The organism is Roseomonas sp. BN140053, from assembly GCF_047690175.1.
Taxonomy (GTDB): Bacteria; Pseudomonadota; Alphaproteobacteria; order Acetobacterales; family Acetobacteraceae; genus Roseomonas.
In genome coordinates this window covers 1-17,615 of the sequence record NZ_JBLLEB010000001.1, presented here as the reverse complement: position 1 = coordinate 17,615, position 17,615 = coordinate 1, and the positions used below count along the sequence as shown (strand labels likewise).

Here is a 17,615-nt window from a genome sequence, read left to right as displayed (position 1 = left end):
AACCAAGAGCGGGTGGGTCGCGCAGGTAGCAGTAATTCTCCGTCCGGTTTGATAATTCCGAAACAGTCTGCTATAAAGGTGACGAACGCTGTTCCTGTTCGACGGGTCTAGTCGTCGCCGGAACGTTTCCGTTGTGAAGCGCGCGTTCCCTCCAGCGAACATACCAAGCAGGCATCTCAGAGGTCAGGCTCACAGCGCCGGGCGGAGATGACCCTATGCTGCGGAACAGCTCCCAACCCTTCCCTGTAGTTAGGGCTTCATCCCTGCGCGGTGCGGGAGTGAGTAGCCCAGGGCTGGAGGGCTTGCCCATGAATTACGACCTGAGTAGCTGGTCCAACCTTGGTTCCAAGCGCCGCAGGCTCGGCGACCCGGAATCTTGGGCCCATTTGGTACCTATGACCGAGGAGGAGGCCCGTGTCCGCCTTCGAGCGGCGCCTGGCTGCCACTACACCTACGTTCTCATCGACCATCATGGAGTCCCGCTATACGTAGGCAAGGGTCGGCAATGGCGTGCCTTCGACCACGTGGCCGAACACTCCGGCCGGGCCCCACGCATCAGAAGTCACAAGTTCAACGCGATTGGCGTGTCTCTCAAAGCGGGTCACGAAATCCGATACGCTCTGCCGGGGATCTTCCCAAATCATGACGAAGCCATTGCGATGGAGATGGATCTCATCGCCCGCATTGGTCGGTACTACACCGAGGGCAAGGCGCATCGCGGACCGCTAACCAATCAGACGGCAGGCGGCGAGGGAACTGTGGACCCTTCCCCGGAGGCTCGGCTTGCCCGCTCCTTGAGTCTCTGGGGCCCCTCGCCCGATCCAGAACGCTTCGCCGCATGGCGGTTCGTATCCGAAATCTCGCCGAAGCTGCGCTCGAACATCCTGAAGCCGATGGACGGGCATACAAGCTTCGCGTCCGAACTGAGGTCCACCCGCCCGCCAGAGACGCGCAGTGGAAGCTCAAGCAGCCCGGGCGCAACACGTCGGCGAGCCACGACAGTCGTAGCTCTCGCAATAGCCTCTGGCAGCCTTCTGAACCATGAGACGGAGATTCCCAGGTTGCTGCATATCGAGACTGGTGCCACGGACCCGGTCCGGCTGGTGGTTGAGAACGGGGCGCTCCAAGACGTGGTGAACGCGCTGATGGTGGAGGTGAAGAGGCGCGAGTCTGCCAACCCCGAAACTGAGGTGATAGCATTCCGGTTTAACGCACGTGCCCTTGCGCGGCGCGTCTTTGGTGACGACCAGCTTGTTTCGCTCGGCGTGCTGCTGCCGAACGAGTAGGCCCACCTTGCCGACCGGCGTTGTGGGACTTGTGGGGCCGGGGTCTCCTCCCGGCGGTCACCCATGATTTGGGTGACTAGGCAGCCAGCCTCTCCGGTAGCGTTGCCAGCCGTTCCCGGATCTCCGCCATCGACACGGGGCGGTAGTCCCAAGGATCGACCCCGACGTCGCACGACTGCCGGTCGCCCGGGAGCTGGCCGTGACTGTGCCCGTACAGGTGCAGCGACCCGTGATGGCTACGCGGCCAGACCCTCATCGCGTAGTGCAGCAGCACGATGCGCTCGCCCTCGACGGTGACCTCCGCGAACGGCTGGCTCGAAGCCCACCCCGACGCGGCGCGGGCCTGGGCGGAATCATGGTTGCCGTGGATCAGGTGCTTGCGACCATGCAGGCAGGCGAGCAGTGCTTCGACTGCCGTCCTTCCCCGGGGACCGAAATCCCCAAGGTGCCACACGTCGTCGGCCGGGCGCACCACGGCGTTCCAGTTCACGATGAGCGCCTCGTCCATCTCCGCAGCGCCCGCGAACGGGCGCGAGCAGTGCCGGATGATGGCCTCGTGCCCGAAGTGCGTGTCGGCGGTGAACCAGGCCTTGCTCATCGCACGCCTCCCACTACGACGGCCGCCTCGGGCACGGGCAGCGCCCGCACCGGCTGCCGGACCGCCGCGACGATCGCCTCGACCTCGTCGCCGCTCAGCGTCTCTCGGTGGACGAGCGCCTCCGCCACCGCGTCCAGCTCCGGCCGCGCCTGCCGCAGCATACCCCGGGCAGCGGCCAGAGCGGCCTGCAGGCGGGCCTCGACGCGCGCTGCGGCGACGGGATTCGCCGTCAGCAGCAGCGGCAGGGATTCCGCATCCGGATCGCCGCGCCACGTCACCAGTTCGCCCAGACCCCACGCCAGCTCCGCGCTGGCCGCGAGCAGCGTGGCGCGCGCAAGGTCGCTCCCGGCAGGCCCGCCGCACCCGGCACCGGCGTCACCGAGGACGACTTCCTCCGCGGCCCGCCCGGCGAGTAGGGCAACCAGAAGCGGCGCTCCGCCCTGGGCGACCTCTACGCCGAGCGCGGCACCAGGCCCGAGCTGCTGAACGGCATACGCGCCTTCTGGAACGACGCCCCGGTGCTCGACGCCGCCGGCACCGGCCGCGCGGTGAACGAGGGCACCCCCCACGCCATCACCGCGGCGAACTTCAACGTCAGCAACCGTGCCGGCGCGGCCGTGATCGACACCTTCGGCAAGGCCATTCGGATGCCCACGCGGCTGATGATGGGCGCCGACGAGATCGTGCGGGGCCTCGCGTACCGCATGGAGCTGCGCCGCATGGCCACCGAGGAGGGCCTGGAAGCCCTCCGCAATGGCACCCTGAAGTCCGACCGGGACTTCGCGGAGTTCATCGAGCGCAGCGTCACCAGCCCCGGCGAGGACGCGCACAAGCTGGCGCTCCAGGTGGCCCGCGAGAGCACCTTCAGCCAGAAGCTCGACCGCAACGGCCGCGTGCTGGACCGCCTGGGCTCCCGTGTGGGCGACATGGTGACGGCCTACCCGCCGCTGCGCGCCTTCCTGCCGTTCATCACCACGCCGACCAACATCATCAAGTGGTTTGCGGACCATTCCATCGCCGCCCCTCTCGCTTCGGGCAGCTTCTACCGCGACGTGCGGGGGCTGAATGGCGAGATGGCGCAGCGCATGGCCGCGGGGAGAATGAGCCTGGGCGCCGTGCTCTGGGGCGCTGCCTACTACCTCACGAGCACCGGCAGCGTGACGGGAAACATCCCGGGGGGACAGCAGGGCACGGCGGAGCGGGCCACCGGGGCAATGCCGTACAGCGTCCGTGTCGTGGACGCCCAGGGCCGCGCCAGCTTCGTGCCGTTCTCGCGCTTCGATCCCATCGCCATGCACCTCGGGGTGGCGGCGGATATCGCGCAGTTGTGGGACCACCGCGACGCGCGAACCGTGGAGGGGCTGACGATGGGCTATGTCGTGGCCGTAGCGCAGAACCTCTTCAACAAGACCTACCTGAAGGGCATCTCCGACCTCTTCTCCCTCGTGTCCGATCCGCTGTCTTCCTCGACCAACCCGGGGGAGCGTATCGGCCGGCAGTTCGCCAACACCGCGGCCTCCCTGGTGCCCTTCTCGGGGCTCCAGCGTGGCATCGCGCGCGCCGTCGATCCCGTGCAGCGGGAAACGCGGCCGGAGGGCGACAGCGAGTGGTCGATGCTTCAGCGCGCCGTGAACCAGGTGAAGGCCCAGACGCCCGGCATGTCCGCCACCCTGCCGCCCGTCCGCGACCTCATGGGGAACCCCGTGCAGGTTCCGGTGGGCTGGGGGCACGAACTGATGGGGGGCCTGCTGGGCTCCATCTCGCCCCTCCAGTACCGCAACGAGAGCCAGGAGCCCTTCCTGAAGGAACTCCGCCGGCTGGGCTACGACATGGCCCAACTGGTGCCCTGGCGGAACTCCGATGGTCTCCCGATGCCCGCCCAGATGCGCGACCGGCTGATCCTGCTGACGACGCAGGGGGCCGAGTTCAACGGCAAGACCATGCAGGAGATGTTAAACGAACTGGTGCAGTCCCAACCGTACCGCGAACAGGGCACCGACGACGGCCGCGACGGGGCACCGGGTAGCCGGCGTAACATGCTCCGCGCCGTGGTGCGGGCTTACCGTGCAATGGGCGAGGAACTGTTGCGCCAGGAGAACCCCGAGTGGGGCGACCTGGTGCAGCGGACGCGCATCCAGCGCCGTCAGCAGTTGATCCCCGGCATCATCGCCGGGCGGGACTAATCGACAGGGAGGGCCACCCGCGCAAAGCAGGCGGCCCCCCTCTAACTTACTTCTTCCGCTTTTGGTCGCCCTTGTCGCCCTGGCCGGAAGGAACAACGGTCTTCGCGTGCTGCTGCACGTCCTTGGACAGCGAGCGGCCTACGTCGTCCGACTCTTTGAACTGTCCCTGGTCATTCCGGCGGACGTACCGCTTGTCCGTGCCGGTATCGATCAACTCACGCTTGTTGGTCATGGCCCAATCCCTTCAGGAAAACGCCTTGATCCGAAAAGTGGAAGCCCCTTGGCATCCAGTCCGAGAACGTTCTTCAACAACGAGAGTTGCTGAGATGTTCTCCAAACTGCCGGCTCTCTGAGCCGCCCTTTCCTCCCCCCTTTACCTGCGCTCGCTACCTCACCCGCGCCGCGGGCGGTCGCGTTTGCGCGCACCACGAGGACAACCACATGGACCGGCACACCTTCAGCAAGCGTTCCCCCCGTACCCCCGTGCGCGCCACCGATGCGGACGGCGCGGCTATCGTGCGGGTGCCGCTGGCGAACACAGGCAGCAAAGCGAAGCTGCTGGCGGAGGACTTCGACCGCCTCGGCGGGAGCGCCATCACCTCACAATGGACGCTCAATGAGAACCGGAGGGGCGGGCACGGCTACGTTCGGTGTGGCTGTGGCCACGTCCCGGGCGGTCTCGTGATCGTCGCCCGGCTCATCATGGAGCCACCTCCGGGGTTCATGGTGCGCTACCGCGATGGCGACCGGATGAACCTGCGGCGGGACAATCTCTGCCTGGTGCGGGGGCGCGCCCAGGGGCAGGAAGCAGCGATCATGGCAGGGGAGGCACCTGTCCCTGGGCCGTCAGCATTGATCTCCACGGCCGCCAGTCTATCTCCCACTGTTCGATTCCTTGAAGGAAACCGTCTTGGGGAAAGAAGTTCATAGCTGGCCGTTCACCCACAAGGACCAGTCCCTACGGATCAATGCTTGGCCTTAACCTGGGTACTGGTCCATCGAACTCGCTGAGGACGCAGGAGCAGTTTACGGCCGCTGGATGGTGGGGCCGGACGTGACGGGAGACGATCCCCTCCTGGCGGCGTCTGTCCTAGCTAAATTCATTATTGGCTTGGTTCGCGGGGGAACTCTTCAGACCGCCGTCCCGGCCCAAGGTCTCTAGCTGACACCGGACTATCGACTACCCCGCAGCAGGGCCGGGCCGCAGCCTTGACCCTGCCAGCGGACTCGACCACCTTCCTCCCACAATTCCAATCGGGCGCCGAACTAAGCTTCTGAAAACTTTGGACGGTCTAACAGCGGGGTGCAGGTCCAGGTTCCCCAGCCACCGACTTCCGGATGGCAACCGGCTACCACCCTTTCCGGGATGTTCATCGGTCGCGGCACAGAGTGTCAGCGGACCTGCCAGCCCGCCTCCCCTGCTTCCTTCCCCGTGTTCTCGCGCCGGTCATGGTTCGTTGAGCGGGTAAGCTGCCCGAAAAGGGCCTGGAATGCTGGTGCGACCGGTTTATGGTTCGTCGGCGCAGCGGGTGAGGCGCGCCGACCGCAACCACCGGACGTTTGGCTTCCGGTCCCTTGGCTCAGCGAAGAAGCAGGACTCCGATGAAGCTGGACGGTTCTACTCTGCTCCTGGTGTCCGGTGCCGTCCTGCTGCTGCTCTGCTTGCTCTGCCTCGCCTTCTGGCGGCAGCACCGGGCCGAGAAGGCGCTGGGCTGGCTGACCGCGCAAACGCTGTTCCTGCTGATCGGCGGCACGCTGCTCGACCTACTGCCCAATCGGGCCGCCGGGCTGGGCAATGCTTTCCTGCTGCTGGCGGCCGGCACGGGACTGGCGGCGGTTCGCGCCCTGGACCAGCGAGGCACGCCGGCCTGGGCCATCGGTGGTCCTGCCCTGGTATGGCTGGCGATCGGACAGGCGGGGGCGCTGGCCAGCGGGGCCGGCACGCGGGTGGCGCTGATCTCGCTGCTGCTGGCCGGATACGCCCTGGCCACGGCCTGGCAGTTCGGCCGCACCGGCAACCGGGACGCGCTGCGCAGCCGCCGGTTGTTGTCGGCCGTCCTGTTGGCCCACGGCGCCTACATGCTGCTCCGTGCCGCCCTGGCCGGCACGCTCCCGGCCCCCTGGGCCGCGACGCGGCAGGACTGGCTGCTGCTGTTGCCGCTGGAAGGGGTGCTCTACGGCCTCGCCATGCTGTTCGCGGTGACCAACCTGGTGTGGGAAGCGCGGGAACAGCGGGTTCGGCGCGGGGCCGGGGTGGACATCCTCACCGGCCTGCCGAACCGCACTGCCTTCCTGGACCACGCCACACGGTTGCGGAGCACGCCGCCGGCGCTGATGATCTTCGACCTCGACGATTTCCCGCGGTTGATGGAGAACCACGGCGCGGCGGCCGGCGACGCGGCCCTGGTTCAGTTCGCCAACACGCTCAGCGAGATGCTGCCCTCCGCCAGCTTCGAGGGTCGCCTGGGCGGTACGGAGTTCGCGGCCCTGGTGCCGGTGCGCAGCCCGCAGCACGCCAGGGACCTGGCCGGCGCGGTGTGCAAGGCCTTCGCCAGCCGCTACGCCGGCAACAGCGGCCCCAGGGTCACCGCCAGCGCCGGGCTCTACGCCAGCCTGGACGCGCCTTGGGACATCCGGACGGCCCTGCTCTTCGCCGACGCCGCGCTGTACCGGGCCAAGCGCGCGGGCGGCAACGGCGTGCTGCTGGCCGATGACAGCGCCAACCCCGGTCTTTGCGCCGGCAGCCCGATCCTGATGGCCGGCGGACGCCGCCGCTGGCGGGACCTGATCTTCCAGCCCAGGCCCGGCGCGACCGAGGGCGCCGAGGAGCCGGAGCCCAAGGAACCCGCCGCCGGCGCACCGCCCTGACATCGGATCGGCCCAGGCCAGGCACGCCGAAGACGCCGGATCAGGCCCGCCCAGGCTGCGCGCCTCGGTTCGGGGCCGACAGGGCAGGTTCGGAGCAGGCCTGACCCGGTTCCCGGCACCTCGGCCCGGGCGTCACAGCCGCAGCTTGTACGCTGCCTCCCCGCTCCTGCGCCCCTCCTGGCCGAGGCCGGCCGGCCGCAGGATGGGACGTTCCACCGTGACGGGCAGGAACAGCTGCGCGACCTGGCGGGGGTCGGCCGGCAACGCCTCGCGGCGCAGCGCCTGGGCGATAAGGTCCACCAGCGCCGCATTCTCCGAGGCCTGCAGCGCGTCGAGCCATTCGGCCAGGAAGGCCCGGGCATTGCCGGGCAGCTTGCCCTCGCAGCCCAGCATGGCATCCGCCACCTCGCCCGCTTCCAGCGCGTCGCGCAGCGGGTGCAGCAGCCCGACATAGCCGTACCGCAGCAGAGTCGCGAAAACCCCGCCACGGTTGGCGCAGGTTTTCTCCTCCAGCAGCGTGCGGAGCCGGTGTGCCGCCTCGCCCCCGGCGTCCAGCCAGGCTTCCGCCGCTTCCGCCGCGACCTGCCGATCGGGATCGACGGTCAGGAAGGGCAGCCAAACGGAGGCCGGCAGGCGGCCATGCAGCTGCCCGTAGCGCCGCAGCGCCCGCACGGCCCGCCGACGCTCCTCCGCCACCAGCCCGTTGCCCAGCCCGAAGCCGTACAGGTCGCGCAGCGAGATCAGGGCGGCCGCATCGCCGTGCCGGGCATGGCGCACCGACTCGCCGATCAGCATGTCGGAAAAGCCGGGCCAAGCCCGCAGCCGGTCGTCCAGGAAGGGCCGCGCCAGGATACGGTCGAACAGCGCCGCATCGTCGAGAAACAGGGGCTGCCACCCGCGGCGGTGATTCGGCATGGAATTTTTCCTCGCATCCTGCGGCGCCCTGGGCTGCCACCTCGCTGCACTCCGCCAGAGGGCAGAAGCCGCCCCGACATCGGGCCCGCACCGTGCCGGACAGGCATTTGGCCCATGCGGAACAGCGCGTGGCCCCGTGATGCACCCCCAGATCCTACCGAAAGGTTAACGCGTCGCGGTTTTCACCGCATCGGGGCGCGGCAGTATTGGGAAGGGCCGTAAAGATCTCGTGTCGCTCCGCATTCCCCCGGCCCGCGAGCCGGGGGAATGCGCGCCGCGATGCGTCAGACCCGTTCCAGCACCATGGCGATGCCCTGGCCGACGCCGATGCACATGGTCACCAGCGCACGCCGGGCACCACGGCGGTGCAGTTCCTCCACCGCCGTTTGCACCAGCCGGGCGCCGCTCATGCCCAGCGGGTGGCCCAGCGCGATGGCGCCACCATTGGGGTTCACGTGCTCGGCATCATCGGGCAGGCCGAGGTCGCGCAGCACCGCCAGTGCCTGGGACGCGAAGGCCTCGTTCAGCTCGATCACGTCGATCTCGGACAGCGTCAGCCCCGCCTTCTCCAACACCTTGCGAGTGGCCGGGGCCGGGCCGATGCCCATGACGCGCGGCGGCACGCCGGCGGTGGCCGCGGCGATCACCCGGGCGCGGGGGGTCAGGCCGTGCTTGCGGGCGGCCTCCTCGCTGGCCACCAGCATGGCGCAGGCGCCGTCATTCACGCCCGAAGCATTGCCCGCGGTCACCGTGCCGCCTTCCTTGCGGAAGGGGGTGGGCAGCTTGGCCAGGATCGCCGCGGTGGTTTCGGGGCGGGGATGCTCGTCGCGGTCCACCACCACCGGGTCGCCCTTGCGGCGCGGGATGGTGACGGGGACGATCTCGGAGGCGAAGCGGCCCGCTTCGGTCGCACGGGCACAGCGCTGCTGCGAGCGCAGGGCGAAGGCGTCCTGGTCCTCGCGGCTGACGCCGAAATCCTGGGCAACGTTCTCGCCGGTTTCCGGCATGGCGTCCGTGCCGTAGGCCTTGCGCATCGCCGGGTTCACGAAGCGCCAGCCGATGGTGGTGTCGTAGATCTCGGCGGCGCGGCCGAAGGCTTCGGCGCTCTTGCCCTGTACGAAGGGCGCGCGGGTCATGCTCTCGACGCCGCCGGCCAGCATCAGCGCGGCCTCGCCCGCCTTGATGGCGCGCGCGGCGATGCCGACCGCGTCCATGCCAGACCCGCAAAGCCGGTTCACCGTGGAGCCCGGCACTTCCTGCGGCAGCCCCGCCAGCAGCAGCGACATGCGGGCGACGTTGCGGTTGTCCTCGCCGGCCTGGTTGGCGCAGCCCATGATCACGTCGTCCACCGCGGCCCAGTCCACGCCGCCCTGCCGGGCCATCAGCGCCTTGAGCGGCACCGCCAGCAGGTCGTCCGGCCGCACCGTGGCGAGGCCGCCGGCATAGCGGCCGATGGCCGTACGCGCCGCGTCGCAGATAAAGGCTTCCGGCATGGTGCTGCTCTCCCTCTCGATCCTGCCCGTCAGGCGGCAGGAAGCCGGTTTCCGGCAACAGGGCAAGGGCCGGACGCGGCGGCTGTGCCGGCGCGGCTTTCCGCAGGCCGGGGCACAACCCTCGGCGTCGCCGCACGTCATTGCCGGATGAACACAAGCGAAGCGAAGACCCCGCGCCCCTGGCCCTCCCTGCTGCTCGGCGCCGTCCTCTGCGCCGCCGGGGCGACCGGGGCCGTGGCCCAGGACGCGGCCTCACGTGGCACGGCGGCACCCGCCGCGGCGAATGGCGACGCTCGGGCCACGGCCGGGCAAACCGCACCCGACCGTTCCGGGCGGGAACGGCGCGGCGCGGCGGCGGTGATTGCGCCCCGCCTGAACGGCCGGCGCATGGCCGATGGCGGGGTGTTCGAAACGGCCTCCGACACGGCGGCGAGCAATTCCCTGCCGCTGGGCACCACGGCCCGCGTCACCAACCTGCGCAACGGCCGCGTCGCCATGGTGCGAGTGCGCGACCGCAGCGCCGATGGCAGCGAGCGGCTGCTGCATGTCAGTCCCAAGGTGGCGCAGTTCCTGGGCATCGGCAGGGGCGGGGTGGTGCCGGTGGCGGTGGCGCCATTGGCGGTGCCGCAGGCGGACGGCACCCGGCGGCTCGGCCAGGGCACCGCCGCGCCAGGGCGCCGGGCGGCCCCCGCGGTGGGCGTGCCGACGCGCTGGGAGCACCGCCGACCGGCGACGTAACGGCGCGAAACATTCGGCGCCCAGCCTTGTTGCAACCGCAGGACGTCCCGCCACGGGCCGGCCTTTCAGCGCCGGACCGCAGCGACCCATGCCCATTCCCCCCGCCAGCCTGGCCCCCCGCCCCCCGCCCGAGGTGCAGCCGCCCGGCAGCCCGGACCTCGCCCACCTGCTGACGGTGGTGGTGAGCGTGGTGGTGGTGGCAGCACTGTACTTCGCGCGCGACGTGCTGATCCCCGTCACCCTGGCGGTGCTGCTGAGCTTCGTGGTGTCGCCCGTGGTCGGGCTGCTCCGGCGGATCGGCCTGTGGCGGGCGCCCTCCGTGCTGCTGGCCGTGGTGCTGGCGCTGGGCGTGATCCTGACCTTGGGCAGCGTGATCGGCGTGCAGATCGCCGGGCTGGCCCGCGACGTGCCGCGCTACCAGGTCACCATCCAGCAGAAGGTGGACACCGTTCGCGGCACGGTGCTGTCGCGGATGGACGAGGTTCTCAGCCGGTTCAGCGGCCCCGCCAGCCGGCTGCAGCCGGACGCACCCGCCGCGGCGGACCGCCCCGCCGCCCCCGGCGGCGCGGCACCGGGCACGCTGGGCGAGGGCGGCACCACGGGGGAACAGCGCCCGGTTCCGGTGGAAATCCGTCAGGGCGACGCCTCTCCCCTGGAACTGGCGCAGCGGCTGCTGTCGCCCGTGCTGGGACCGCTGGAAACCACCTTCATCGTCTTCATCGTGGCGGTGTTCATGCTGCTGCAGCGGGAGGACCTGCGCGACCGGCTGATCCGGCTCTTCGGCTCGGACGACCTGCACCGCACCACCGCCGCGCTGGACGATGCCGGGTCACGGCTGAGCCGCTACTTCCTGGCGCAGCTGGCGCTGAACGCCCTGTTCGGCGTGGTGATCGCCGTGGGCCTCGCCTTTATCGGCGTGCCCAGCCCGATCCTGTGGGGCATCCTGGCCGCACTGTTCCGCTTCGTGCCCTATGTCGGCGCCGTGCTGGCCGCGGTGCTGCCTATTGCCCTGGCCGCGGCGGTGGACCCCGGCTGGTCCACCGTGGCCTGGACCGCCGCGCTGTTCTTCATCACCGAGCCGGTGATGGGCCAGGTGGTGGAGCCCATGGTCTACGGCCACAGCACCGGCCTGTCCCCCCTGGCGGTGATCGTGGCGGCGATCTTCTGGACCTGGCTCTGGGGACCCATCGGCCTGATCCTGGCGACGCCGCTGACCCTGTGCCTGGTGGTGCTGGGCCGCCATGTCGAGCGGTTGGAGTTCCTGGACGTGCTGCTGGGCGACCGGCCAGCCCTGACGCCGGTGGAGAATTTCTACCAGCGCATGCTGGCCGGCGACGCGGACGAAGCGCTGGCTCAGGCCGAGACCCTGCTCGCGGAACGCTCCCTGTCCTCCTACTATGACGAGGTGGCGCTCAAGGGCCTGCAGCTGGCGGCCAACGATGCCGGGCGCGGCGTTCTGCCCCAGGGCAAGCTGGAATCCATCCGGACCACCGTGACCTCGCTGGTGGAGGACCTGGCCGACCGCGAGGACGAGACGCCCGCGCCATCGCGCAAGAGCGTGGCGCAGGAAAGCTCGGTGGCGGAAAAGGCGCTGCCGAGCACCCCTCCCCCCGACGTGGCGCTGCCGCCGGCCGATCAGCGACCGGGATACTGGGGCAGCCCGGGGGCCGTGCTCTGCCTCGCGGGGCGCGGGCCGCTGGACGAGGCCGCCTCGGCCATGCTGGCGCAGATCCTGGGCAAGCACGGGCTGGGCGCGCGGGTGCTGCCGCACGAGATCAGCTCGCGCGCCCAGATCCGCAGCCTCAACCCCGAAGGGGTGGCGATGGTCTGCATCTCCTACCTCGACATTTCCGGCAGCCCCGCGCACCTGCGCTACCTGCTGCGCCGGCTGAAGCAGCAGCTGCCCGGCGTCCCCCTGCTGGTGGGACTCTGGCCGGCGGAGGAAGGCGTGCTGAAAGACCGGCAGATGCAGCAGGCCATCGGGGCGGACCATTACACCGCCTCCTTGCAGGAGGCCGTGTCGGCCTGCCTCAAGGCTGCGCAGCAGGCGGCAGCGCCGGAACGCAGCGCGGCCTGAAGCGTCGCCCCCCGGCGGCAACCGGGCCGGGAACGAGGGCACCGAAAAGAAAAAGGCGGCCTTCCCGAAGGAGGCCGCCTTTTCCAGAGCCGATCAGCGCTGCCGGGGAATCACCCCCGCGAAGGGGCTCGCGCCCGGGCGCAGATCCGAGGCGTCAAATCGCCTTGAGGTTCACCGCAGAGGTCTTCCCCTGGCGGCCCTGCTCCAGATCGAAGCTGACGCGCTGGCCGTCATTGAGGCCCTGCATGCCGGCCTGCTGCACGGCGGAGATGTGCACGAACACGTCGGCGCCGCCGTTCTCCGGCTGGATGAAGCCGTAACCCTTGGTGGCGTTGAACCACTTCACCGTTCCAGTAGCCATGAACTCGTTCTCCGGAGCGATGGGAGCGGGCAGGATCGCCACGGGTCGGCATCGCAGTGTCTCAGGACGCCTACCCTTAAACGCTGTCGCCCTGGTCGAGAAGGCCCAGCGCTCAGATCATTCGCCTTCGGCGTCGTCGGCCATGCGGCTCCAGGACTTGCCGGCGGCCAGCCGGACGCCACGCGAACCGGCATCGGGGGTGAACTCGACCCCGGCCCGCTCCAGGGCGGTGCGCAGGAAGGCCAGCACAGGCTTGGACAGCAGCCGGGTGTCGCGCTCGAACTCCTGGAGGTCGGAAACCTGCAGGCGGGCGATGAAGGCCAGTTCGCCCTCATCCCATTCCAGCAGGGTGCGGGCCTGGCGGCACAGGTAGGGCGTCAGCGTGGCGGGAGGCGCGTAGTTGTTCATATGTCCGGACCTATCTGCGGAACGCCTTTTTCGCAATCACATTCCGCCTCTGTTTTGCCATCTCCGCCGCTGGGCAGCCATTCGCGGCCCGGGACGTGGCACGGCGTTCCGGATGGGCAGACATGCCACCGCGTCCGGGCCGAGGCGGACCGGCAATACCCCCGCTCCCCTCGCAGCGGCCGCATCGATCGCGGGCAGGTGCTTGCCACCCCCGCAGCGTCCCCCCGAGTCCCGCTGCGGCTGCCGCTGCCCGGGCCTGCTGGCGATCCGGTGCCCGAACGGCGATCAAAATCCGTTGCACAGCATCCCCACCACGACCCGGAATACAACTTAAAGGCGAATAAACGCTTTACGACTAGCAATAACCCATGATCATGCACGCATCAGATGTGGACTACGGAGAGCATGCGCGTACTCGTGGTCGAGGATGATCCCAATATGGCCCGCGGCCTGCGTTGCATCCTGCGGGCTGCGTCCATGGTCGCCGACCTGGCGGATACCGGTGAAGAAGCCTGCGGCCTCGCCCAGCTCTACGACTACGACATCGTGGTGCTGGACCTGATGCTGCCGGACATGGAGGGCTACGAGGTGGTGCGGAAGCTGCGCGCCTCGCGCATCGACACGCCCGTGCTGATCCTGTCGGGGCTGAGCCGGCCACAGGCCAAGGTGAAGGGCTTCGGCATGGGAGCCGACGACTTCATCGTGAAGCCCTTCGACCAGGCCGAGCTGATCGCCCGCATCCAGGCCATCGTGCGCCGCACCAAGGGCTTCAGCCAGCCCACGCTGGAGGTGGGCGAGCTGAGCCTGGACCTAGGCTCGCACGAGGTCGCCGTGGCCGGCCGCCCCGTGCACCTGACCGGCAAGGAATACGCCATCCTGGAGTTGCTGATGCTCCGGCGAGGCGCGGTGCTGACCAAGGAAGCCTTCCTGAACCACCTCTACGGCGGCATGGACGAGCCGGAAGGGCGGATCATCGACGTGTTCATCAGCAACCTACGCAAGAAGCTGAGCCAGGCCGGCTGTTCCGATCTGATCGGCACGGTCTGGGGACGTGGGCACGTCCTGCGCGGCCCGATGGGCCGGGCCAACGGCTGGGCGGCTACCCCCCCGGCCTTCCCAGGCCGCGACCGATGGCCCGGGGTCGCCGCGGTGACGGCGGAGTGTTCCAGCCGCCCGGCAGCGTCCCGGCGTCACGGCACGCAGCACCCGGAAGCAGGCGGCGCCCCATCCTGGCCCGCCAGCCAGGGCAAGGCCGACAGGCTGGCAGAGACGGCGACGCATTTGGACCGCAGCGAAATCCTGGCCTGAAAACCGAGCCGGAACCGTCAGCCCACCTCCCCCGCAGCCCCTCCGCCGGCCAGCCATTCGCGCCACAGCAGGATCAGCACGGCCATGATCGCCGGCCCCAGGAACAGCCCCAGCAGGCCCCAGGTCTCGACGCCGCCGAGAATGCCCAGCAGCACCCAGAGGAAGGGCAGCCGGGTGACGCCGCCGATCAGCGCCGGGCGGACGACATGGTCCGCCACGAAGGTCACCACGACTCCGAACAGCAGCACCGCCACGGCCGCGGCCAGGGCACCCTGGACCGCCAGCAGCCACAGCGCCGCCAGCCCGAACACCAGCGGCGCGCCGAAGGGGATCATCGCCGCCACCGCCGTCGCCGCACCGAGCAGGGTCGGATGCGGCACGCCGGCCAGCGCATAGGCGATGCCCAGCAGCACGCCCTCTCCCAGCCCCACCAGCACCAGCCCGTTCACCGTGCCGTGCACGGAGGCCACCATCTGCCGCCCGATGCGCTCGCCGGAAGAGCCGAAAGCGCGGAGGCTGGCCTGGCGGCACTGCCCCGCCAAGCCGGCACCATCACGCAGCAGGAAGAACAGGGTCACCAGCATGAAGCCGAACAGCACCGCCCGGTGCGCCAGCTGGGTGCCGAAGGCACGGCCGTAGGCGAGCAGCTCCGAACGGTTGAGCCGGTTCAGCAGCGCCGCCATGCCGGCCGGTCCGCCCAAGGTGTCGTTCCACCAGCTGGCCACGGCGGGGCCGGCGACCGGCAGGCGCGGCACCCAGGGCGGAACCGGCAGGCCGTCCTGCTGCGCCGTTCGCGCCCAATCGATCAGCGCGTGCGCTTCCCGGCCGAGCTGGGCCGCCGCGAGCCCCAGCGGCACCAGGAACACCAGCCCCACCACCAGGGTGAACAGGCCCGGCAACAGGATACCGTGGCCACGGGCGGGCCAGCGGCGCTCGCAGCGCCGGTAAAGCGGCCACACGGCGATGGCGAAAACCACCGCCCAAGCCAGGGCGGGCAGGAAGCGGTGCAGCGTCCAGGCCCCGAGCAGCACGAAGGCGCCAGCCAGCACCAGCCGCGCGACCCGCTGCCTCGGCATTCCTTCCCCTTCAGTGAGTCCCCCCTCTGCCTCCCGCAGCGGAGCCAGTGCGGCGTCCGCTGAAACCCGGTCGGCCTCCGGGGCGAGCGGGCGTGCCGCGGCATGATCGCCGGCCGCGTCCGGCAGGTCGTTCATGGCCTGCGCCTCGGGAGCACGCGGAACGGAGGCCGGACCCGGCGGAGCCGCCTGCCCGCTCCGCATCCCGCTGCGGGGCGGGCAGCGATCATCGGCACGCGCCTACCCGAGGCGGTCCAGCCCTGGCGGCCACCGTCCTTATCCTTGCCGCCGTCGGATCCTCGACTGCAGCTCACCCGGCCGCGGTCGAGGGTTGGACGGTCACTGCTCGGCGTCCTCGATCACCGTGCGCATGTAGCTGCGGAAGCTCTCGTCGGAGGCCACACCGGCAACAAAGGTGTTGGACAGGTCGGCGATGGCCTCGGCCAGGGTGGTCGAGCCGGTTCTGTATCGGACGAGGATGAGCTCGAAGAAGCGGGCCATCATCTCGCGGTCGGCCGGGGTAATCTCGATTGCCATAAGGTGCCTTTCTGAGTCCGGGGAGCATAACGGCCCGGTGCGCCGCCCCAGCGGTCACCTTCGCGGGATGTGTTGGACCGGCGCCAGGGTTCGCAGCCCAGCCCTGCGCTGCGGCCCCGGGCGGAACGCTCTCGGCATTGTCGGGTGCAGCGGCGGTCGTTCCGGGCGATACACTGGGGGGCGCGGCTGGCTGCCGTGGCTGGCCTGCTTCCGGTTCGCGGCGGCAGGCCCGTCACGGGCCTGCCCACGGGATTTCCGATATGCAAACCCACAAGTTCCTGGTCGGCGACAACGTGTCCTTCGTGCCGAGCCGGTCCGAGACCCACATCCCCGGCGGGACCTACACCATCACGCGGCAGCTTCCGAACGACGCCCCGGACCGCGAATACCGGGTCAAGAACCTGCGCGACGGCCATGAGCGGGTGATGCAGGAAAGCCAGCTGCTGCAGGACGCCAACCCGGCCCAGCGCCCGCGCTGACGCTGCGGGCGTCGGTGCAGGGCTTTCCGCAGCGGAAACCCGGCACCGTCCGTCATCTTGGGAACCCATCCCTTGCATGGGCGGTGCAGATCCCGGCCGTTCCGTTCAGGACGACGCCGTCGGGCGTGACCCGCCGCACGGACACCCGGAGCATGACCTGCGCCATCGCCGCGGCACCATCGCGCCGCGCCGCGACGGCGCCCTGGCGGTGAAGGGGGAAGCGAGCTGGGGCACGGGCGATCCGTGCGGATGGAGCGCCGCGGCGTGCACACCGGCGAGATCGCGCCCCCGCGGCCCGCCCCGCGGACTGCTTTCCGTCCCCAGCTCCGGCCCGCCGCGTGCCGCCGGTCAACCCAGGGGCGTGGAGCGCAGCACCGCCGGCAGCGGCTCGCCACGGTCGATGGCGGCGCAGCGCTCGTCCTCGGCCCGGGACTTCTTCTGGGCCAGGCGCAGCACCTCCTCCGCCCGGTCGCGCGGCACGAAGCAGACGCCCGTGTCGTCGGCCACCACGAGGTCGCCGGGGTTCACCCGCACCCCGAAGATCTGCACCATGCCGAAGATCTCCACCGTCTCGATGCGCCACTTGCCCGTGACCGGCGTGATTTCGCTGGCCCAGACGGGATAGTCCACCGAACGCGAATGGGCGATGTCGCGGCCTCTATGAGGGCGGGGAAGTCGCGTTGAAAGACATCTGGGCCGCCGCGTCGTGGCCGGGATGACGCGGGCGGGTCACCAGCCGCCGGAACCCCAACCGGCGCAGCACCGTGCCGACCGTCCGCTCGGCCAGCACCACTCCGAACCGCTCGGCGATGACGCGCGAAAGGTCTGCCCGGCGCCAGCGCACCACGCCATCCCGGGACAGGTCCGGCCCCTGCCGCATCCACTCGGCCACCTCCGCCTCCTGTGCAGGCGTGAGGCGGCGCTTGGGACCAACTTCGCCGGCCCGGTCCCGCAAGCCTGCCAAGCCCTCCTCGTTGTAGCGGTGCACCCAGTCCCGCAGCGTCTGACGGTCCATCCCCGCCGTCTGCGCCGCCTCCGTCCGCGAGGCTCCGTCCAGCACGGGCGCCAACGCCAGCATCCGCCGCGAGGCCGCCGCCTCCCGCTCACGCCCTGCCGCCCGACGCAGACCCGCCGCGTCCAAATCAACCCGTGTGATCGCCACCGCTGCGTAAGCGTCCGGTGACGCGGGGACCGACTGTCAGGTTGCTGCGGCTTCGGCGTCGCTTGACAGGTTCCACGGCAGGAGTTCAGCGACCCGGCTGACGGGATGGTCGGCGATGCGCTCCAGCAC

Annotated in this window: 19 protein-coding genes and 1 pseudogene; 9 read left to right on the top strand and 11 right to left on the bottom strand. The window is 70.0% G+C overall.

The genetic code is table 11. The features are described 5' to 3' along the window. Window positions 1-308: 308 nt before the first annotated feature. Window positions 309-1,286 (top strand): hypothetical protein, encoded by a 978-nt coding sequence (locus ACLIBK_RS00100; protein ID WP_415385169.1) that lies wholly within the window; start codon window positions 309-311, stop codon window positions 1,284-1,286. Window positions 1,287-1,362: 76 nt separating this feature from the next. Here the strand turns inward: ACLIBK_RS00100 and ACLIBK_RS00095 are convergent, their stop codons facing one another. Together ACLIBK_RS00095 and ACLIBK_RS00090 are read right to left on the bottom strand one after the other, a co-directional pair. Then, window positions 1,363-1,884: a metallophosphoesterase family protein gene (locus ACLIBK_RS00095; RefSeq protein WP_415385168.1), complete on the bottom strand. Its 522-nt coding sequence runs from the start codon at window positions 1,882-1,884 to the stop codon at window positions 1,363-1,365. Then, window positions 1,881-2,453: a hypothetical protein gene (locus ACLIBK_RS00090; protein ID WP_415385167.1), complete on the bottom strand. Its 573-nt coding sequence runs from the start codon at window positions 2,451-2,453 to the stop codon at window positions 1,881-1,883. Before ACLIBK_RS00090 ends, ACLIBK_RS00095 begins: the two co-directional genes overlap by 4 nt. Here ACLIBK_RS00090 and ACLIBK_RS00085 point away from each other — a divergent pair. Continuing rightward, window positions 2,403-4,067: a hypothetical protein gene (locus ACLIBK_RS00085; protein WP_415385166.1), complete on the top strand. Its 1,665-nt coding sequence runs from the start codon at window positions 2,403-2,405 to the stop codon at window positions 4,065-4,067. The genes ACLIBK_RS00090 and ACLIBK_RS00085 overlap by 51 nt on opposite strands. A 46-nt stretch (window positions 4,068-4,113) precedes the next feature. Here the strand turns inward: ACLIBK_RS00085 and ACLIBK_RS00080 are convergent, their stop codons facing one another. Beyond that, window positions 4,114-4,299: a hypothetical protein gene (locus ACLIBK_RS00080; protein WP_415385165.1), complete on the bottom strand. Its 186-nt coding sequence runs from the start codon at window positions 4,297-4,299 to the stop codon at window positions 4,114-4,116. A 209-nt stretch (window positions 4,300-4,508) separates the two neighbouring features. Here ACLIBK_RS00080 and ACLIBK_RS00075 point away from each other — a divergent pair, with 209 nt between their 5' ends. Next, window positions 4,509-4,997, top strand: coding sequence for a hypothetical protein (locus ACLIBK_RS00075; RefSeq protein ID WP_415385164.1), 489 nt, complete (start codon window positions 4,509-4,511; stop codon window positions 4,995-4,997). Window positions 4,998-5,669: 672 nt separating this feature from the next. Next, window positions 5,670-6,935 carry a GGDEF domain-containing protein gene (locus ACLIBK_RS00070; protein WP_415385163.1) on the top strand — a complete coding sequence of 422 codons (1,266 nt, stop codon included), beginning with the start codon at window positions 5,670-5,672 and terminating at the stop codon, window positions 6,933-6,935. Between the two features lie 132 nt (window positions 6,936-7,067). On the opposite strand, the gene ACLIBK_RS00065 is transcribed toward ACLIBK_RS00070, so the two are convergent. Both ACLIBK_RS00065 and pcaF read right to left on the bottom strand, forming a co-directional pair. Further along, entirely contained in the window at window positions 7,068-7,850 is a 783-nt protein-coding gene (locus tag ACLIBK_RS00065) for a hypothetical protein (protein ID WP_415385162.1), read from the bottom strand. A 284-nt stretch (window positions 7,851-8,134) separates the two neighbouring features. Continuing rightward, on the bottom strand, window positions 8,135-9,343 hold the full coding sequence (pcaF, locus tag ACLIBK_RS00060) for a 3-oxoadipyl-CoA thiolase (RefSeq protein WP_415385161.1): 1,209 nt from the start codon (window positions 9,341-9,343) through the stop codon (window positions 8,135-8,137). Between pcaF and ACLIBK_RS00055 the strand changes: the two genes are divergently transcribed. The 3 genes from ACLIBK_RS00055 to ACLIBK_RS00045 all read left to right on the top strand — a co-directional run bounded on the left by ACLIBK_RS00055 (window position 9,342) and on the right by ACLIBK_RS00045 (window position 12,158). Next, on the top strand, window positions 9,342-9,494 hold the full coding sequence (locus ACLIBK_RS00055) for a hypothetical protein (protein WP_415385160.1): 153 nt from the start codon (window positions 9,342-9,344) through the stop codon (window positions 9,492-9,494). The genes pcaF and ACLIBK_RS00055 overlap by 2 nt on opposite strands. Continuing rightward, complete coding sequence (locus ACLIBK_RS00050; protein WP_415385159.1) at window positions 9,491-10,081, top strand: septal ring lytic transglycosylase RlpA family protein; 591 nt, start codon at window positions 9,491-9,493, stop codon at window positions 10,079-10,081. The genes ACLIBK_RS00055 and ACLIBK_RS00050 overlap by 4 nt, the downstream gene beginning before the upstream one ends. A gap of 88 nt (window positions 10,082-10,169) precedes the next feature. Continuing rightward, window positions 10,170-12,158 carry an AI-2E family transporter gene (locus ACLIBK_RS00045; protein ID WP_415385158.1) on the top strand — a complete coding sequence of 663 codons (1,989 nt, stop codon included), beginning with the start codon at window positions 10,170-10,172 and terminating at the stop codon, window positions 12,156-12,158. A 154-nt stretch (window positions 12,159-12,312) separates the two neighbouring features. Here ACLIBK_RS00045 and ACLIBK_RS00040 read toward each other — a convergent pair whose 3' ends face one another. After that, a complete protein-coding gene (locus tag ACLIBK_RS00040) occupies window positions 12,313-12,519 on the bottom strand; it encodes a cold-shock protein (protein ID WP_415385552.1) in 207 nt (68 codons plus the stop codon). Between the two features lie 117 nt (window positions 12,520-12,636). Further along, window positions 12,637-12,927 carry a hypothetical protein gene (locus ACLIBK_RS00035; protein ID WP_415385157.1) on the bottom strand — a complete coding sequence of 97 codons (291 nt, stop codon included), beginning with the start codon at window positions 12,925-12,927 and terminating at the stop codon, window positions 12,637-12,639. 405 nt (window positions 12,928-13,332) lie between these two features. Between ACLIBK_RS00035 and ACLIBK_RS00030 the strand changes: the two genes are divergently transcribed. After that, on the top strand, window positions 13,333-14,235 hold the full coding sequence (locus ACLIBK_RS00030; protein WP_415385156.1) for a response regulator transcription factor: 903 nt from the start codon (window positions 13,333-13,335) through the stop codon (window positions 14,233-14,235). 17 nt (window positions 14,236-14,252) lie between these two features. On the opposite strand, the gene ACLIBK_RS00025 is transcribed toward ACLIBK_RS00030, so the two are convergent. Then, the gene (locus tag ACLIBK_RS00025) at window positions 14,253-15,311 is read right to left on the bottom strand and encodes an AI-2E family transporter (protein ID WP_415385155.1); all 1,059 of its coding nucleotides are present in this window, start codon (window positions 15,309-15,311) and stop codon (window positions 14,253-14,255) included. Window positions 15,312-15,647: 336 nt separating this feature from the next. Further along, a complete protein-coding gene (locus ACLIBK_RS00020; protein ID WP_415385154.1) occupies window positions 15,648-15,845 on the bottom strand; it encodes a hypothetical protein in 198 nt (65 codons plus the stop codon). 260 nt (window positions 15,846-16,105) lie between these two features. Here ACLIBK_RS00020 and ACLIBK_RS00015 point away from each other — a divergent pair, with 260 nt between their 5' ends. Further along, the gene (locus ACLIBK_RS00015; RefSeq protein ID WP_415385153.1) at window positions 16,106-16,324 is read left to right on the top strand and encodes a hypothetical protein; all 219 of its coding nucleotides are present in this window, start codon (window positions 16,106-16,108) and stop codon (window positions 16,322-16,324) included. A 348-nt stretch (window positions 16,325-16,672) separates the two neighbouring features. On the opposite strand, the gene ACLIBK_RS00010 is transcribed toward ACLIBK_RS00015, so the two are convergent. Both ACLIBK_RS00010 and ACLIBK_RS00005 read right to left on the bottom strand, forming a co-directional pair. Continuing rightward, entirely contained in the window at window positions 16,673-16,954 is a 282-nt protein-coding gene (locus tag ACLIBK_RS00010; RefSeq protein WP_415385152.1) for an RraA family protein, read from the bottom strand. 20 nt (window positions 16,955-16,974) lie between these two features. Continuing rightward, a pseudogene (locus ACLIBK_RS00005) lies at window positions 16,975-17,486 on the bottom strand (helix-turn-helix domain-containing protein); the annotation flags it as partial. Between the last annotated feature and the right edge of the window lie 129 nt (window positions 17,487-17,615).

Coding starts and splice junctions, on each gene's coding strand:
- ACLIBK_RS00100 (WP_415385169.1), top strand. CDS start 309: ATGAATTACGACCTGAGTAGCTGGTCCAACCTTGGTTCCAAGCGCCGC.
- ACLIBK_RS00095 (WP_415385168.1), bottom strand. CDS start 1,884: ATGAGCAAGGCCTGGTTCACCGCCGACACGCACTTCGGGCACGAGGCC.
- ACLIBK_RS00080 (WP_415385165.1), bottom strand. CDS start 4,299: ATGACCAACAAGCGTGAGTTGATCGATACCGGCACGGACAAGCGGTAC.
- ACLIBK_RS00075 (WP_415385164.1), top strand. CDS start 4,509: ATGGACCGGCACACCTTCAGCAAGCGTTCCCCCCGTACCCCCGTGCGC.
- ACLIBK_RS00070 (WP_415385163.1), top strand. CDS start 5,670: ATGAAGCTGGACGGTTCTACTCTGCTCCTGGTGTCCGGTGCCGTCCTG.
- ACLIBK_RS00065 (WP_415385162.1), bottom strand. CDS start 7,850: ATGCCGAATCACCGCCGCGGGTGGCAGCCCCTGTTTCTCGACGATGCG.
- ACLIBK_RS00055 (WP_415385160.1), top strand. CDS start 9,342: ATGGTGCTGCTCTCCCTCTCGATCCTGCCCGTCAGGCGGCAGGAAGCC.
- pcaF (WP_415385161.1), bottom strand. CDS start 9,343: ATGCCGGAAGCCTTTATCTGCGACGCGGCGCGTACGGCCATCGGCCGC.
- ACLIBK_RS00050 (WP_415385159.1), top strand. CDS start 9,491: ATGAACACAAGCGAAGCGAAGACCCCGCGCCCCTGGCCCTCCCTGCTG.
- ACLIBK_RS00045 (WP_415385158.1), top strand. CDS start 10,170: ATGCCCATTCCCCCCGCCAGCCTGGCCCCCCGCCCCCCGCCCGAGGTG.
- ACLIBK_RS00040 (WP_415385552.1), bottom strand. CDS start 12,519: ATGGCTACTGGAACGGTGAAGTGGTTCAACGCCACCAAGGGTTACGGC.
- ACLIBK_RS00035 (WP_415385157.1), bottom strand. CDS start 12,927: ATGAACAACTACGCGCCTCCCGCCACGCTGACGCCCTACCTGTGCCGC.
- ACLIBK_RS00030 (WP_415385156.1), top strand. CDS start 13,333: ATGCGCGTACTCGTGGTCGAGGATGATCCCAATATGGCCCGCGGCCTG.
- ACLIBK_RS00025 (WP_415385155.1), bottom strand. CDS start 15,311: ATGCCGAGGCAGCGGGTCGCGCGGCTGGTGCTGGCTGGCGCCTTCGTG.
- ACLIBK_RS00020 (WP_415385154.1), bottom strand. CDS start 15,845: ATGGCAATCGAGATTACCCCGGCCGACCGCGAGATGATGGCCCGCTTC.
- ACLIBK_RS00015 (WP_415385153.1), top strand. CDS start 16,106: ATGCAAACCCACAAGTTCCTGGTCGGCGACAACGTGTCCTTCGTGCCG.